The organism is Aquirufa rosea (assembly GCF_004118285.1).
Lineage (GTDB): Bacteria > Bacteroidota > Bacteroidia > Cytophagales > Spirosomataceae > Aquirufa > Aquirufa rosea.
Genome location: NZ_SDHY01000001.1, coordinates 414,674 through 430,146, shown reverse-complemented (window position 1 = coordinate 430,146; position 15,473 = coordinate 414,674). Strand labels below are relative to the sequence as shown.

The following is a 15,473-nucleotide window of genomic DNA, read 5'->3' as shown; positions in this document are numbered from 1 at the left end:
AAAATAAGGATTCCCACAAATCTGGGAGATGTTTTATGTTCCAATGTTGAAAAAATTAGGATGGTAAATGGAAAATAATTGTCTTTTGTACACAATTCCACTACTTATCCACAGATACATGTGGATAAGTGTCGACAAAATTGACAAATTCTAGGGTATTGGAGAGAAATTTCGATTTGCAATGCCTGAATGGCATTAGACTGAATACAATTGTGCACGAATGTGGATAAGTCGTGGAAAACTATGGAAAGTGGTTTCCTTGTGTTAACTTGATTTCAACATATATCCTACATCTTAATTATCCTAACAAGTTTCATTCACTAGGCTTACTTTCACTAAATGAACCATCCGAATAAAAAATAATCACTCGTTCGATTTTTTTATTGACATGATTCCTAGATATCATTGCTTGGGAATATACAGGATCTGGTAATGGAGAAGAGCTGGGTTGAATCGTATTTTTGGCACTTTCCCTATTCCTTCTGAGATTTGATTGTACGATTGTTTGTTCAGGTAAAGAATTTTTATCCGATTCTGAGGGGCTAGGGTTGGGAGCATCAAATAAGGATGGTCCGGTGCCTATTATGGATTCAGTTTTGGAGGAAGAAGCTGTGCCTATCGATAACATTCTGTCTTCAAATAATAATTCCTCAGCACTTAGTTCGGGATAGGCCTTAAGAATCTTTTGTACAACGTCCAAGCTAGGTTTATTTCTTCCTGATAAAATATGTGAAACGCTGCTACGAGGGATTCCTATTTTATCGGCAAATTGAGAAGAACTAATCTGCTTCTTTTGAATTAACAATTCTATCTTTTGACTTAGATTCATTTGTGTAAACGATATATCATTTCACAAATATAAATTTTAAAAAGAGGAAAACAAATTTTATAATCATTTACAAATGTCTACAATTTAATAATGCAGCCTTCACCTAGTTTAATCCGTTTACTTTTGTATAAACCACCAACAGCCTTTTTGAAATCCTTCTTTGACATCCCTAATTGTTCGTAGATCTCCTCTGCTGGGCTTTTGTCATGCAGGTACAATATGCCATTTTGCTCATCTAGTAAACTTAATAGCTTATCCTTTTGTGAATCTATTCTCTCTAAGCCAATTGCTTCCAAACGTAAATCCAATTTATCATCTTCTCTGATGTTATAAATGTAAACATCTATCACTTCACCAAGTTTAACATTTGTAAATATTTCATTTTTGAATAGTTGACCTATTTTACAATTGTTTACTAGGCATTTAATCCCAAGGTTGGTATATTCAAATGGTAATGCTTGCACTTTTTGTCCAATTGTAAATTCTTCTATATCTTTTGGATTCGGCAAGAATTTATCTATTCTGGCAGAAGCAACTATTCGATCGGTTTGTGGATCCAAGTAAACATAGACTAGGTAGGATTTGCCTACCGACATCTTTTCTAGCTGTTGGCTGAAAGGTACCAATAAATCCTTCATGAGTCCCCACTCAAGGAATACGCCAATGGGACTAACTTGTTTGACTTCTAAAAAAGCGAATTGATTGATCGTTGCCAAGGGTTTCAACGTCGTGGCAATGATTCGATCTTCCGAGTCTCTGTAGATGAATACATCGATATATCCATCTATTTCATACGTCTCTGGAACATATTGAAGAGGTAGTAATATTTCATCTTCATAGCCATCCAGGTAAAGACCAAATGGCACTTCTTTGATGATTCTAAGGCGATTATATTCGCCTATTTTTAATTCATTTTCCATAAAAAAACCCGGTTTTTAGCCGGGTGTAAAGATATTTAATTTCTGATCTTAAACGACAACATTGTTTTCCCTTAATGCTTGATTCAAGGATGTTTTTAAGTCAGTACTTTCTTTTCTTTTTCCTATAATTAAAGCGCATGGAACTCCATAAGTACCAGCTGGAAAGTTTTTTTGTATGCTTCCCGGAATAACCACTGAGTTTTCTGGGACAAAACCGATGTATTCTACAGGCTCAGGACCACTTACATCGATGATTTTAGAGCTACCTGTAATGGTTACACCAGCTCCTAAAACTGCTTTCTTACCGATATGAGCTCCTTCTACCACAATACAACGAGAACCAATGAATGCACCATCTTCAATAATCACCGGAGCTGCTTGAGGTGGCTCTAAAACTCCCCCAATTCCAACGCCACCACTTAAATGAACATGTTTGCCAATTTGCGCACAACTTCCTACAGTTGCCCAAGTATCCACCATCGTACCCTCATCCACATAAGCACCAATATTCACATAAGATGGCATTAATATCGTACCCTTAGCTAGAAATGCCCCATAACGTGCCACAGCAGGAGGTACTACACGAACACCTAAAGCTTGATAGTTCGTTTTCAACCGCATTTTATCGTGGTATTCAAATATACCTACTTCACTAACCGACATTTGACGAATAGGGAAATACATGACAATGGCTTTCTTTACCCATTCGTTGACTTGCCAGCTTCCGTCTTCTAATGGTTCAGCAGTACGCAAGATACCTTTGTCAACTTTTTCCACTACTTCTTCAATGGCTTGGATAACCTCAGGACTCTGACGCAAAGAAACGTCGTCCCAAGCCGATTGAATGATATTTTCTAATGAATTCATATGATATGTATGCAAATTTTGAGAATACAAATTACGGAGAAAAAGCCTGTATAATCAAAAATGAAAGGGAATTATCTGGAGAACTAATTTGTTTAATAGGCAAATCTTAGTTTTTTGTCAATGAAATTTAACTTCAACTTTAATAAGTTAAGTTATTGATTATCAATTACTTGATAATTAGTTCAAAATTTTATTTGGTAAAAATTGAAGGAGAATTTAGCTAAAAAGACAAGTGACATTCTGTCACATCCCTACCCTTTCGAAATGCTGAAGTAGCTTGCTTGTGTAAATATGCAAAATAATCTTGAATAAAAAACGTATCCATATGATTTTTTCTGAAAATTTTATTATTTAGCATTTTGGATAAATAATTTGTTGTCTGTTTACTTTTGTATAAAACCCCTCCTGTTGCGATTAAACATATATTTATCGTTCTACTTTTGCGATTTGAGGAAAAAAGGCTATTTTTGACTTTAATCTGAAATCAAATTATTTGTATCAATGAAAAAAATTAAAGTAGCTATTAATGGATTTGGTCGTATTGGTCGACTTACTTTTCGTAGATTATTAGAGAAGGAAAATGTCGAGGTTGTTGCGATCAATGATTTAACAGACAATGCCACCTTGGCTCATTTGTTGAAGTATGATTCTGTTCACGGTCGTTTTAATGGAACTGTAACTTCTGATGCTGATTCAATTACAGTAAACGGAAAATCAATCAAAGCATTGGCTGAGCGTGATCCTAAATTATTACCTTGGGGTGCTTTAGGAATTGATGTAGTACTTGAATCTACAGGTCGTTTCGTTGATGAAGCAGGTGCCGGACAACATTTAACTGCTGGCGCTCGTAAGGTGATTATTTCTGCTCCTGCCAAAGGAAATGTTCCAACAGTGGTTTTAGGTGTAAATGAAGATACTTTAACTGATGATATGACCATTATTTCTAATGCATCTTGTACAACCAACTGTTTAGCTCCTATGGCTAAAGTATTGGATGATGCATTTGGTTTAGAAAAAGGCTATATGTCCACTATCCACGCATACACGGCAGATCAGAATTTGCAAGATGCTCCACATGCTGACTTACGTCGTGCTCGTGCTGCTGCTTATTCGATCATTCCTACTTCAACCGGTGCAGCTAAGGCGGTTGGATTAGTGTTACCTCATTTAAAGGGATTGCTGGATGGTTCTTCTATGCGTGTACCTTCTCCAGATGGTTCTGTCACTGAATTTACTGCTATCTTAAAGAAAGAAGTTACTGCCGAGGAAATCAATGCTGCCGTAAAGAAAGCAGCTGATGGTCCTATGAAAGGTATCCTAGAATATAATACAGATGAAATCGTGTCTATTGATATCATTGGAAATTCTCACTCTTGTATTTTCGATTCAAAATTGACAGCTACTATGGGAACTTTAGTGAAAGTAGTAGGTTGGTATGACAATGAGTACGGATATTCTTCTCGTGCTGCTGATTTAATCGCTCGTGTTGGATAATTTAACCAGTCACATTATATGCAAAAGGGAGCTTAGCCTCCCTTTTTTATTTGTTATTGATCGCTCGCAAATATTTGATGGAAAAACCTTTCTGGTAAAACATATCCTCAAATCGTGTTTTAATGCCATAGTGTTCCTCATTCCATGCTGATTGGTATAAATCCCAGGTTTGAACCAATATTTTCCAAGGTTCCTGCTCCAATTGTTCCAAAGAATAAGTGAAAAAAGAAGTGGAATCGGTTTTCAAATGAAGAATTCCCTGACTCTTGAGTACTCTATGGTATTTTTCTAAAAAGAAGGGAAATGTCAGTCGCTTTTTTTCATCCCGATCCTTAGGCCTAGGGTCAGGAAAAGTAACCCAAATTTCATCTACTTCGTTTTCTTGGAAAAATTCTGCAAGATATTGAATGGGTATTCGTAAAAAAACCACATTGTTTAATCCTTCCGCCTCTGCTTGCCTGGCACCAGCAGCTAGACGATCTCCCTTGATATCAATCCCAATAAAATTTTTGTGCGGAAATAATTTGGCAAGTCCCAAACTATATTCTCCTCTGCCACAACCTAATTCTAGTACGATGGGTTGATTGTTTTTAAAATAGACTTCGTTCCATTTTCCTCGGCAAGTCTCAAAAAATTCCTTGCCAGATTGAATGACCCAAGGAGAACGAATGGCTAAGCCATATTTAACTTCTTTCTTTCTACTCAAAACTTACATTTTTATTTCAGCCACCAAATAGGTGCTGCCAGTAATTAAAATAAAATCTCTTTCATGGGCAGATTCTTTGGCTATTTGAATTGCCTGATTGACATCTTTTTCACAAATTCCTTTTAAACCATACCTTGCTGCCAAATTTTGAAGGCTCTCGGCCTCAAGCGCTCTGGGATTTTGTGCCTGTGAAAATATATAATGAGCATGGGTAGGGAATAATTTCATGACTAAATCAATGTCTTTATCCGCCACCATACCTAAGATGATCCAAAGTTGCTCAGGATTCAACTCCTTTACTTGATTCAATAATTGGCTGATGCCATTTTCATTATGTCCTGTATCAGCCACTATCCAAGGATTCTTTTGTAGGATTTCCCACCTTCCACGTAATTGTGTATTAATTTTTGCTTTTTCAATTCCTTTTTTGATAGAATTCCAGGCCAAATCAATGATTCCTTCTTCTTGTAATTGTTCACACCAAGCTATTATTCCTGCCAAATTTTTTACTTGATATTCTCCGGCAAAAGGACAATGAATTTCAAAGTCTGGATTGGATTTTGTAGAACCCCTGAGGAGTAATTTATCTTCATCAAAAGTAATATGATTCCATTTTATCCGATCTTCTGCAAAGATGATGGGAGCATTCATTTCTTTTGCTTTGTTTAAAAACACTAGCTTGGAATGGCTTTGACTTTCAGAGATACAAATAGGTGTATCCTTTTTAATAATACCTGCCTTTTCCTGGGCAATTAATTCCAGTGAGTTGCCAAGAATATCTTGATGATCCCAACCGATGTTGGTAATTAAACAAGCTTGAGGAGAAATGATGTTGGTTGAATCTAACCTTCCGCCTAATCCCGTTTCTATGACCGCCCAATCAACCCCTTGATTCTGAAAATATGAAAAAGCCATTAATACTGTCCATTCAAAGAATGATGGCTGAATATCTTGTATCAGAGTAAGATTCTTTTCTACAAATTGTACCACCCAATCCTCGGGAACATTTTGTCCATTGAATTTTATTCTTTCAGTAAATGATTGTAAATGAGGCGAAGTATAAAGTCCGACTTTAAATCCTTGCTCCTGTAAAATGGAGGCCATGAAATGGGAGGAACTACCTTTTCCATTTGTGCCAGCTATGTGTAAAGTAGGAAAAGAGTCTTGGGGATTTCCTAATCGAGCACATAACTGCTGAATATTTCCCAAGCCAGGTTTGAAGGCTTTTTTACCTTCTCTATGAAAAACCGGCAATTGCTTGTATAAAAAAGCAATGACTTCTTGATAATCCATTCGATGATTTAACAGAATTACTTCGAATTGATTTTAAATACAATGGTACCTGTTGAAACTTCAGGACGTTCACCTGCAGAAGTAGGTTTAAAGCTTAGTTTTTCCACTGCCCTTTTGTATTTCTGTGCCACAGATGCAGAAAGCGTATTTTCTATGATTCGTAATGAAATGATATTACCCGTTTCATCTATTTTTAAAGAAAAACGAATAATACCCGATTCATCGGAGTCATCATTCACCTGAGGACGCGAGGCCAATGCCCAACCTGTCATATTTAAGGCTACTCCATTTCCTCCTCCTATTCCACCGCCGCTACCGCCACCTTTACCCTTTTGACCTGAGTAAATAGCTGAATTATTGATATCTCCGTCCAATTGACCTTTATCACCAATTTTTCCTTTGTCATTTCCATTAGAGTTTCCGCCAGGTGCATCTGAGGTACCTCGTGTACCGTTGCTACTAGATTTCTTTTTGAATAAGGCTGACTCATCAATTTTAGGCTGCTCTTCTACCACAGGCTTAACTGGCTGTGTCACTGCCTTTTCAAGGGGTTTGTCGGCCACTTTGACTGGGCTTTTTACGGCAGAACTTAGTACAGGACTTTCTTTGGTAGGAGTAGCTTTTACAATCTCCTTTTTAGGCTCTACTTTTTTGTCGGCCGGTTTTGATTCTATCTCGTCGGGCAAATCATTGGCTTGGTTGTGGGTTTGAATATCCCCTCCTCCAACATCTGTATTACCATAATTCACTTCAAATCCTCCTGCAGGGATTTCCATTTTCACTTCATCTCCAGACCAAATATTCAAAGTCCAAAACAACAATAAAAGCCCACCATTAATCAATATAGTCAGGATTAATGCTTTTAGCTGATTTTTTTTCTCCTCCTCTTTTTGTGCTAGAGCGCTATTCATATCTGTTAAGGTTTATACACCCAAATTTCTAAATTCTTTTCACTTTTAATGGCTGCTGCCTTTTTATAACCAGCCTCCATGCTATTTTCAGTACCAACACTTACACGGAAATGTAAGGCACCTTCGGTTTTAGGTAAAATTTCTGCTTTAAATCCTTTGGATTTCAGTTCTTGCATGGCGATTTCCGCTTTGGCCTGTGTTTGAAAGCTGGCTGCCACCAAATAAACTGTGCCTGAATTTCCAAGTATTACAGGGCTTGATGTAGATTCAGTCGGTGCAGGTACAATGTTAGAGTCAACTTTTACCGCATCATTTGAGGTAATTATTGGCTTTTCAATGGCTTTTTTTACTTCCGCTACTTCTTTCTTTTTAATCTTGATGGTAAATGGACTTAAAGAACTATTTACATATCGTGAGTTAGGCTCTGTTAAAAAATAGGCACTGATACCACCTAGAATAAATGCTAAAAGGGCATATACATAAATTTTAGAACTGATTCTTTGCGGTTTTAACCCTTCTTCAAACGCCTCTTTCACTGATTCTTCTGACATTTCTTCCTGATAAGTCAAGGATTTTTCTACTGGATTTTCAATCAAAATAGGCTTAGAAATAATTCCAGAAGAAGGTAAACTGACAGCTGTTAAACCAAATTGACTCAAATCAAAATTTTGATCTGCCAAGGGAACAAAAGATATTTTAGATTCGGCTGTTAAACTAAAAGTACCCAGTTTAGGTAAAATGACACTTTGATTGTCCTTCAAATATTCTTTTAGGTTTTTACTGAACTGGTTGATTTGATCAAAGGCTAATTTATGACTAATTCCCTCCTGCTTAGCCCAAGCTGTGGCTAAAATTCCATCATCGGAGCAGAGCCTCTCATTGAAGGCAATCCATCTTTTTCTAGGATATATTTTTCCCTCTTTGGCATTGAATTCAAAGTCTTTGACATTCACTACAAACCCACCGAAATTGGGAATAATGATGCAGTCATGCTCATAAAGCAATGTTTCAATTAAACTTACGATGGATTTCTGATTCAACATATTAGAATGAATAAGCCACGCTTACTGTATAATTTAGACCTTGTGAAGGGTAAAATAAATATCTTTCATAATTTTTTCCAAGTAAATTGTTGGCACTTACCGCTGCATTAAACTTTTTAGTTATCAAATAATTCACTTTTAAGTTTAGGTCTATGATATCCTTCATGGCCACAGCTGTATTGGTTCTTGGATTCAATCCATAGAGCCCGTTCATATAAAATACATCTGGCGAAACAATGATCTTATCTTTAAAAGTAATCGAGTTGGTCAAGGAAATATTCATCGCAGGACGGTGAAATGCTTTCTCTAAACTTCCCAAATTATTGTAATTATTGATGTCATATTTCAATACTGATAGGAATCGCTCATTTAATTGGTAGTTAAATTGACCAGAGAAGTTCATGACCTGCGCCTTTTTCAAATCTCCAGCATAAATCACCGCATATTTGGAGCTGTCCATGCTACTAGGTACAAAAAAGGACAAATTGCTAAATTCAGAATACATAAACTTAGCTTCAAAATCGAAACTTTGTTCATTGGAGCCTTTGAAACCTCCATAAACGTTAGCCGTTTGTGCTGTATTTCTTAAATCGATTTGATTCTTGATCCAAGGATTTTGTGAAGCCATTTGATTCAAGGTATTGAAATAGGTATCTCCCCCTAATCCAGCGAAGAAATGGATGAAGTTAGCTGCCTTAAAGTCGAGCTTTACTACAGGGAATAAGCTAGTGGTATTTAAACTCTTTAACTTATCTTTTTCATTGACCACGTTGATTCCAGCATGTACTGAGATACGGTCATTCTTGTAGAAAAAACTTGGTTTTACCCGGTAAAGCTCTCTACGGTTGTTATCCAAACTGGCATATTCACTCATGATCATATCTCCGATAAAATGTGCTGACAGGTTTTCATTGATATGTAAGACAGTCTGAATTTTACTATCCCAAACCCATTCACGCTCATTTTGAGATGTGGACATCATACTTAAACCTGAAGTAGCAACATAATCAAATTTGGCATCTTTTTTGGCACTAGAAATACTACCAATGTAGTTGAAGCGGTCATAATAAATACCAAAAGCTCCATTGGCCATATTATTGTATTGTTCAATAGGTCTTCCGTACCAATTGGCCTCCACTCTTTTATAACTAATCGATCCATTTAATAAATAGGATGGAGTGAACGTTTTACTATAAATTTTAACCTCATTTTCATTTCTACCTGAGAAACTCGTTGCCACCGGACCGCGACGATTGGCATCATGATTCACATATAAACCATGGAATGAATTTTCATTAGGAGTGAAACCAAAGTGCGCATTCATTAAGGTATGGCCATAATTTCCAGCCCCTACTTTAAATACATTTTTAAATTTTGGACCGTATGAAGAGGTTAATTCATCTCCTTCACGCGGGTCAATGATGGAATTATTTATTTTAGGTAATTTGTTCCCCTCCCATCTTCTATCGACTAAATCGTATTTCATTTTACGATCTTTTCGTAAATCTTGGACTTCTTCTAAAGGTTCAAAGCTTCTAGACACCTGAGGCTGTAATTCTATTTTTCTCGTTTTTTCTACTTCGATAGCTTCATCTTGAATGGAGCCCTGTCTTTTTTGCGCAAAACCCTCAAATGCTACAAAGCAGAGTCCGAATGTCGCAGAGAATAGTACTTGTTTAGCTGTTCGATTGAATCTCATTTTGAATTATTTTAAGGGTAAGCTTTCTAATTTAGTTTTAGCCGTTTGAATTACCTCGGTATCGCTGGAGTTATCTACAATGGATTTTAGGGTAGCTCTAGCTTGTGGTATATTTTTTAGGGCAATGAAATTATCCGCTAATAAAATATAGGCTTTTCCTAAAATGGCATCTGAGGCCTCCGAATAAACATTTCGGAATTTATCTAAAATCATATCACTGGATTCTTTGTATTTGGACTCTTTAGATAATAAAGTAGCCAATTTCAATTGAGCCAAGGCCCCGATATCGTTTTTATCTAAATTGGTGATGATACCCAACCAATTTCTTTGATTGATCACATCTCCGTTTGCTTCAAACGTATTGGCCATTTTTTCAGCTAGTTTGGCTTTTTCCTCTTCGCTGATGTCTTTGGACTGAATGATTTCGTCGGTGATATAAGCAGCAGAATCTAACATTTTCGCTTCTAGGAAGGTTGAAAGTAAACCTTGGTTTGCCAGCATTTGATCTTTAGTGGTGTTATATTTTAATTTATACACATGGAACCAATTGGCAGCGGCAGAAAAGTTTTTGTTTTCCAATTCCATCTCGGCACTACGTTGAATGGCTTTATTGATTTGAGGGTGAACATTTTGCTCAATCATTTTTTTGTAGAAAACTAAAGCATCAGCCTTATTTTGAGTTCTGTATGCCGCATCAGCAATTAGGTAAGTAGCTTCTACCACATTCTCATTGCTAGGATATTTTTCAATAAAAGCTTTTAATGGGGCAATCGCTTTGTCGTACTTTTCACCTAAATAAATTCCTTTGGCAGCACGATATTCTAAATCCACGTTTTCCGCTTCATCCGGACTACTTTTCTGGAAATTACCAAGTAATTGTCCAAAGTCTTCCGGTCTTCCTACCTCATTTAATTCTTCTTGTAAACCTACTAAGGCATCCTTAGCTGTTTTATCGCTTGGAAATTCTTGGATAATGCGTTTATAATCTGCGATGGAAAGTTCATGCTGATTAGTATTCGCATAAGATTGAGCTCTTTTTAATAAGGCTTGAGTGAAATACGGGCTCTTGGGGCTATTTTCAATAAGGTCGCTGAATCCAGCAATAGCTTCTTTGTATTTATTGGTATTGAAGGAAATGACATTTTCTTGAAAGGCCGCATCATCTACATATTTCGAACTTGGGAAAGAGTTTCTTAATTGCTTAAAACTAGCTTTGGCTTCTGTATCGCGGTTCAAATAAGTCAAGGTAACCCCTTTTTGATATAAGGCATAGTCCTTTTCTGACTTTGCAAGATCAAAAGCTTGGTTGTAGTAGGTTAAGGCATCCTCATATTTCTTTGAAACCAGATACGTATCTGCCAACCGAATCAATACCGATGGATTATTTTTGGCATTAGGGCTAAGCTTTAAACGGTCCACGTAGGCTTTGAAAAGTACATTAGCCTTAGCAAAGTCTTTGATATTAAAATAAGCATAGGCTAGTCCCATGCGTACTTTTTGAATAAAATCATTAGGATTGCTTACTGGAGGAGTACCAATTAACAAGGGCGAATATACCTGAATGGCTTGTTCGTATTTTTTCTGTTGGGACAATGCCTCTCCTTTCCCAAATAAAGCTTGGTATTTTAAATCAGAACTCTCTGGGTTTTCGGTCGATGTTTGGAACATTTCAATGGCCTGATCAAACTTATTTTCATTGTAGGCTTTTACCCCCAAATTGTATGTCAATGTTTGTAAGGCCGCGTTTAATTTGGAATTACGGTTGCTCAAACTCTTTAAGTAGTCTAAAGCGGCTTGGATATTGTTGGAATGTATGAATGCTTCAGCTACTAGTTCAGTAGATTCCTCGGTGAACTTGCTCTTAGGGAATTTTTTATTGAATTCTTGAATGGAATAAATGGTTTCACTAGCTTTTCCTAAATCCAACATGACTTTGGCATGATTAAAAAACGCCTCTTCTTGAATCTGCGAATTGAACCCAAGGTCTTTGGCTTGTCCAAAAGCCTGTAAAGTTGCCTCTAAATTGCCTGATTTCAGTTGAGCCAATCCTAAGGTAAATGCAGCAAATTGTGCCAAAGTATCTTTTTTACCTGCCAAAGACTTTAATTCATCCGAAGCCTCATTAAATTTATTGGTTTTGTATAGAGAATATCCAAATCGATATTGTATCTCGGAAGTTATTTTAGTTGGATTTAGTTTTTTGTATAAACCATAGCTAATTACTGCTTTTTCAAAATAGCTTAATTTAAATTGAACTTCGGCCACCAAAAGCGACAATTCATCCAGATTATAGCCTGGCTTCTTTTGCTTTAGTATAGGTTCGGCATAATTTAATAATTCATTGAATTTACCTTCGTGGTAGTAACACATGGCAATCCAATTGGGTATATCTTTTCTAAAACGACTAGATCCTTCAGCTTTTCTGAAATCATTACTAGCTTCACCATACCGTTTTTCACCAAAATTGATAACACCTGCATAATAAGCAGCAGCAAACGCAAATTCTTCGTCTGGATCTACTTTAATTTCATTAAATAGTGGAAGGGCTTCTCTTAATTCCTTCAACTGATAATATGAAACAGCTAATTTAAACTTAGCCTCTAGATTGGTATCAGATGATTTACTTAAGTATTTAATGGCTTTCTTATAATCTCCATTGTCATAGAAAAAACTTCCTATACCACGCATCAACTTCACTGCCTGTGGATGCTCTGGGTAATTCGCCACAAAACGATCTGCCACAATCTCCGCTTCTGGCTGACTCATGTATAAGCTACACATGGTAATATAATATTCTGCCAAAACACGCTGACCCGCTTGCTCATTACTTAAGGGTTCAAGACTATTTAAATACGCAGAAAACTCCTCTTTGGCAGCTACATAATTTTTAGAATCGAAGTACTCTTTGGCCTGTCGAAAATGAAGTGTTTGATCTCCAAAATTTAAGGTTTGTTGCGCCACTGAAGACCAAGAAAGCAAGAAAAATAAAATAGCAGGAAGCCAGCGAAGCGAAAGATTTTGTTTTCTCATTAGTTGAAGGTTACAGCATTCTCAATTACTACAATAATACGATTTTTCTTCCGAATAATTGTAGCGACTAATCAATTTATTTAGGCAAATTTGGGGATACAATCCTCAATATTCGTTTGATTAAGCCTATTTTCTTATCTTTACCTTTTGCACCTGATCAACGTTTAATTTTTAAAACTATATGACAAAATTTACTAAATTCTTCTTGACATTTTCCCTGTTTTTATTGGGAATCAACCTATTAAGTATGGGAGCCTCTCCTATTTTGCGACATGAGATTAGTATGGCCGCTCCACATACACATTACTTTCAAGTGAAAACAACTCTTGAACTTAGTCAAGCGCAATGGAATAAACCATTTGTAGATTTTAAAATGGCTGCATGGACTCCAGGATCCTACTTGATTCGTGAATTTGCTAGAAATGTGGAAAGCCTAACGACAGAGAAAAATGGTCAAGCGGTACCTGTTGAGAAAATCAATAAAAATACCTGGCGTGTGTATTTGTCGAAAGGACAAAAGCAAGTCACTATTTCTTATGACGTATATGCTTTTGAGTTATCTGTTCGAACTTCTTTTTTAGATGATACGCATGGGTACATCAATCCAGCTTCTGTCCTTTTATATGTAAAGGAGTTTTCAAATCAAGCTCAATGGGTAAAAATTAACCCTCATAAATCATTTCAGCGTATTTCTACTGCCTTAAAACAACATGCTGAACATGTATTTATTGCCAAGGATTTGGATGAGTTGATTGACTCTCCGATTGAAATAGGAAACCATCAAGTGTTTCAGTTTAAAGTTGGAAATATCCCTCATCAAATTGCTTTTTATGGTCCGGCCAAAGTAGATACTACTAAATTCATCGCTGATGTCAAGAAAATGTGTGAAGAGGCAGCCAAGGTGATCGGTGTTCATCCATGTGATCAATATTTATTCATCGTTCATAATTTGTTAAGGGGTTCAGGTGGATTGGAGCATTTAAATTCAACGACTTGTCAAGTATCCAGAGCAGCTTATGAAACTGAAAGTGGATATCATGGCATTTTAGGACTTCTTTCTCATGAATATTTCCACTTATGGAACGTGAAGCGTATCCGTCCAAAGGCTTTAGGACCTTTTGATTATGAAAATGAAAATTATACACACAATTTGTGGTTATCTGAAGGTATGACATCCTATTATGGAGCCTTAATCTTACAGCGTTCAGGTCAAACTACTACAGAGGCCTACTTAAAAGGCGTAGCTGATGAAATTTCATCTGTTGAAAATCAACCAGGTAACAAGGTGGAGTCTGCAGCATCTTCTTCTTGGGATGCATGGATAAAATATTATCGTCCAAACGAGAATAGTCGTAATTCCAGCATTTCATATTATTCCAAAGGTTCTGTTTTGGGCACTGTATTCAATCTATGGATCATCCAACAAACCAAAGGAAAGGCTAGCTTAGATGATGTTTTCCGTTATTTATATCAAAATTATTATGTGAAATTACAGCGTGGTTTTACAGATGCAGAGCTGGAGAATGCGTTCTCTAAAGTAGCTGGTGTTTCTGCTAAATCCATGTTTGAAAAATATATTTACGGAACAGCTACTCCTGACTATGCCGCATTGTTAAAAGAAGTTGGTTATGAATGGTCAGATAGTAATCAAGGTAAAACACAACCATTCTTAGGTATTACAGTAGCAGCTGGAAAAATAACAAGTGTGGTTCGTGGAAGTTCGGCCTATGATTTTGGTTTAAATGTAGGTGATGAGATTTTAAAAGTTAATTCAGATACATTTGAGAATCTTGAGAAAACTATGAAGGACAAAAAGGTTGGTGATACTATCCTATTTACGGTTCGTCGAGATGGCTTAGAAAGAACCCTGGCTGTGCCTTTAGGTAAATCAACGATAGCTGCCTTCAAAATTAGCCCTATGGAGCACTTGACTGATAGTCAGAAGGAATTGAGAATGAAGTGGTTGGGTAAGAATATTTAATCTAAATGCTTATTCATTTCATTGTACATGGAATGAAAATTTTGTAGTACAAATTCTTGAAAAGAGGAGCTTTTTGCTAGCTCCTCTATTTCTTTTTGGGAAGAAAAGTCCAATACCGAAAATTTGTAACTCTGCTCCAAATTGGGAGCTTCAAATTTCAGGATGTATTTGGAATTCCATTCAAACAAGGAAATTCGCATGGAATCGTGGGGAATTTCTTTGATGAAATGCATATCCTAAGCCTCTTCTTCTATGATGGTGATGCTTTGAATTTTGTCGCCCTGACGAATTAAATCAATCACCTCTAATCCTTCTACCACTTTACCAAAACATGTGTGTTTACGGTCTAAATGTGCGGTGTTGTTTCTAGAATGACAAATAAAGAACTGAGAACCACCCGTATTAGGTCCACGGTGTGCCATGGATAAAACACCACGGTCATGGTATTGATTATTACCACTTAATTCACAGGGAATGGTATAACCTGGTCCACCTGCGCCAGTTCCTGTAGGATCTCCTCCTTGAATCACAAAATCAGGAATTACTCGGTGAAATGTTACTCCATCATAATAGCCTTTTTTAGATAAATCAATGAAGTTTTTTACGTGAATGGGAGCATCTTGCTCATAAAATTCAATTTTCATTAACCCTTTGTCGGTTAACATTTCTGCGTATGCCATAATTTCATTTATTTTTGAGG

General features: G+C 36.6%; 13 protein-coding genes. 2 read left to right on the top strand and 11 right to left on the bottom strand.

Annotation, left to right across the window (positions count from 1 at the left end; translation table 11 throughout):
• Positions 1–313 precede the first annotated feature (313 nt).
• The 3 genes from ESB04_RS01910 to ESB04_RS01900 all read right to left on the bottom strand — a co-directional run bounded on the left by ESB04_RS01910 (position 314) and on the right by ESB04_RS01900 (position 2,616).
• Positions 314–829, bottom strand: coding sequence for a helix-turn-helix transcriptional regulator (locus ESB04_RS01910; protein ID WP_129025687.1), 516 nt, complete (start codon positions 827–829; stop codon positions 314–316).
• A 77-nt stretch (positions 830–906) separates the two neighbouring features.
• Positions 907–1,749: a CvfB family protein gene (locus ESB04_RS01905; protein ID WP_129025685.1), complete on the bottom strand. Its 843-nt coding sequence runs from the start codon at positions 1,747–1,749 to the stop codon at positions 907–909.
• A 48-nt stretch (positions 1,750–1,797) separates the two neighbouring features.
• The gene (locus ESB04_RS01900) at positions 1,798–2,616 is read right to left on the bottom strand and encodes a 2,3,4,5-tetrahydropyridine-2,6-dicarboxylate N-succinyltransferase (RefSeq protein ID WP_129025683.1); all 819 of its coding nucleotides are present in this window, start codon (positions 2,614–2,616) and stop codon (positions 1,798–1,800) included.
• Between the two features lie 501 nt (positions 2,617–3,117).
• On the opposite strand from ESB04_RS01900, the gene gap reads away from it, so the two are divergent.
• Positions 3,118–4,110 carry a type I glyceraldehyde-3-phosphate dehydrogenase gene (gap, locus tag ESB04_RS01895; protein WP_129025681.1) on the top strand — a complete coding sequence of 331 codons (993 nt, stop codon included), beginning with the start codon at positions 3,118–3,120 and terminating at the stop codon, positions 4,108–4,110.
• A 46-nt stretch (positions 4,111–4,156) separates the two neighbouring features.
• Here the strand turns inward: gap and trmB are convergent, their stop codons facing one another.
• The 6 genes from trmB to ESB04_RS01865 are packed head-to-tail and all read right to left on the bottom strand — an operon-like array spanning position 4,157 to position 12,792.
• A complete protein-coding gene (gene trmB, locus ESB04_RS01890) occupies positions 4,157–4,816 on the bottom strand; it encodes a tRNA (guanosine(46)-N7)-methyltransferase TrmB (RefSeq protein WP_129025679.1) in 660 nt (219 codons plus the stop codon).
• Between the two features lie 3 nt (positions 4,817–4,819).
• A complete protein-coding gene (locus ESB04_RS01885) occupies positions 4,820–6,109 on the bottom strand; it encodes a bifunctional folylpolyglutamate synthase/dihydrofolate synthase (protein WP_129025677.1) in 1,290 nt (429 codons plus the stop codon).
• Positions 6,110–6,126: 17 nt separating this feature from the next.
• Positions 6,127–7,020, bottom strand: coding sequence for an energy transducer TonB (locus tag ESB04_RS01880; RefSeq protein ID WP_129025674.1), 894 nt, complete (start codon positions 7,018–7,020; stop codon positions 6,127–6,129).
• A 5-nt stretch (positions 7,021–7,025) separates the two neighbouring features.
• A complete protein-coding gene (locus tag ESB04_RS01875) occupies positions 7,026–8,063 on the bottom strand; it encodes an HU domain-containing protein (RefSeq protein WP_129025672.1) in 1,038 nt (345 codons plus the stop codon).
• Between the two features lies 1 nt (position 8,064).
• Positions 8,065–9,762: a TonB-dependent receptor gene (locus ESB04_RS01870; RefSeq protein WP_129025670.1), complete on the bottom strand. Its 1,698-nt coding sequence runs from the start codon at positions 9,760–9,762 to the stop codon at positions 8,065–8,067.
• Between the two features lie 6 nt (positions 9,763–9,768).
• Entirely contained in the window at positions 9,769–12,792 is a 3,024-nt protein-coding gene (locus ESB04_RS01865; protein ID WP_129025667.1) for a tetratricopeptide repeat protein, read from the bottom strand.
• Positions 12,793–12,973: 181 nt separating this feature from the next.
• Between ESB04_RS01865 and ESB04_RS01860 the strand changes: the two genes are divergently transcribed.
• Complete coding sequence (locus ESB04_RS01860) at positions 12,974–14,773, top strand: M61 family metallopeptidase (RefSeq protein WP_129025665.1); 1,800 nt, start codon at positions 12,974–12,976, stop codon at positions 14,771–14,773.
• Here ESB04_RS01860 and ESB04_RS01855 read toward each other — a convergent pair.
• Positions 14,770–15,006, bottom strand: a complete 237-nt coding sequence (locus ESB04_RS01855; protein ID WP_129025663.1) for a hypothetical protein — start codon at positions 15,004–15,006, stop codon at positions 14,770–14,772. The genes ESB04_RS01860 and ESB04_RS01855 overlap by 4 nt on opposite strands.
• 3 nt (positions 15,007–15,009) lie before the next feature.
• On the bottom strand, positions 15,010–15,453 hold the full coding sequence (locus tag ESB04_RS01850) for a peptidylprolyl isomerase (protein WP_129025661.1): 444 nt from the start codon (positions 15,451–15,453) through the stop codon (positions 15,010–15,012).
• Between the last annotated feature and the right edge of the window lie 20 nt (positions 15,454–15,473).

What these genes read in the sequence shown, in the direction of transcription:
- ESB04_RS01910 (WP_129025687.1), bottom strand. Translation starts at nt 829, where the DNA reads ATGAATCTAAGTCAAAAGATAGAATTGTTAATTCAAAAGAAGCAGATT.
- ESB04_RS01905 (WP_129025685.1), bottom strand. Translation starts at nt 1,749, where the DNA reads ATGGAAAATGAATTAAAAATAGGCGAATATAATCGCCTTAGAATCATC.
- ESB04_RS01900 (WP_129025683.1), bottom strand. Translation starts at nt 2,616, where the DNA reads ATGAATTCATTAGAAAATATCATTCAATCGGCTTGGGACGACGTTTCT.
- gap (WP_129025681.1), top strand. Translation starts at nt 3,118, where the DNA reads ATGAAAAAAATTAAAGTAGCTATTAATGGATTTGGTCGTATTGGTCGA.
- ESB04_RS01885 (WP_129025677.1), bottom strand. Translation starts at nt 6,109, where the DNA reads ATGGATTATCAAGAAGTCATTGCTTTTTTATACAAGCAATTGCCGGTT.
- ESB04_RS01880 (WP_129025674.1), bottom strand. Translation starts at nt 7,020, where the DNA reads ATGAATAGCGCTCTAGCACAAAAAGAGGAGGAGAAAAAAAATCAGCTA.
- ESB04_RS01875 (WP_129025672.1), bottom strand. Translation starts at nt 8,063, where the DNA reads ATGTTGAATCAGAAATCCATCGTAAGTTTAATTGAAACATTGCTTTAT.
- ESB04_RS01870 (WP_129025670.1), bottom strand. Translation starts at nt 9,762, where the DNA reads ATGAGATTCAATCGAACAGCTAAACAAGTACTATTCTCTGCGACATTC.
- ESB04_RS01865 (WP_129025667.1), bottom strand. Translation starts at nt 12,792, where the DNA reads ATGAGAAAACAAAATCTTTCGCTTCGCTGGCTTCCTGCTATTTTATTT.
- ESB04_RS01860 (WP_129025665.1), top strand. Translation starts at nt 12,974, where the DNA reads ATGACAAAATTTACTAAATTCTTCTTGACATTTTCCCTGTTTTTATTG.
- ESB04_RS01855 (WP_129025663.1), bottom strand. Translation starts at nt 15,006, where the DNA reads ATGCATTTCATCAAAGAAATTCCCCACGATTCCATGCGAATTTCCTTG.
- ESB04_RS01850 (WP_129025661.1), bottom strand. Translation starts at nt 15,453, where the DNA reads ATGGCATACGCAGAAATGTTAACCGACAAAGGGTTAATGAAAATTGAA.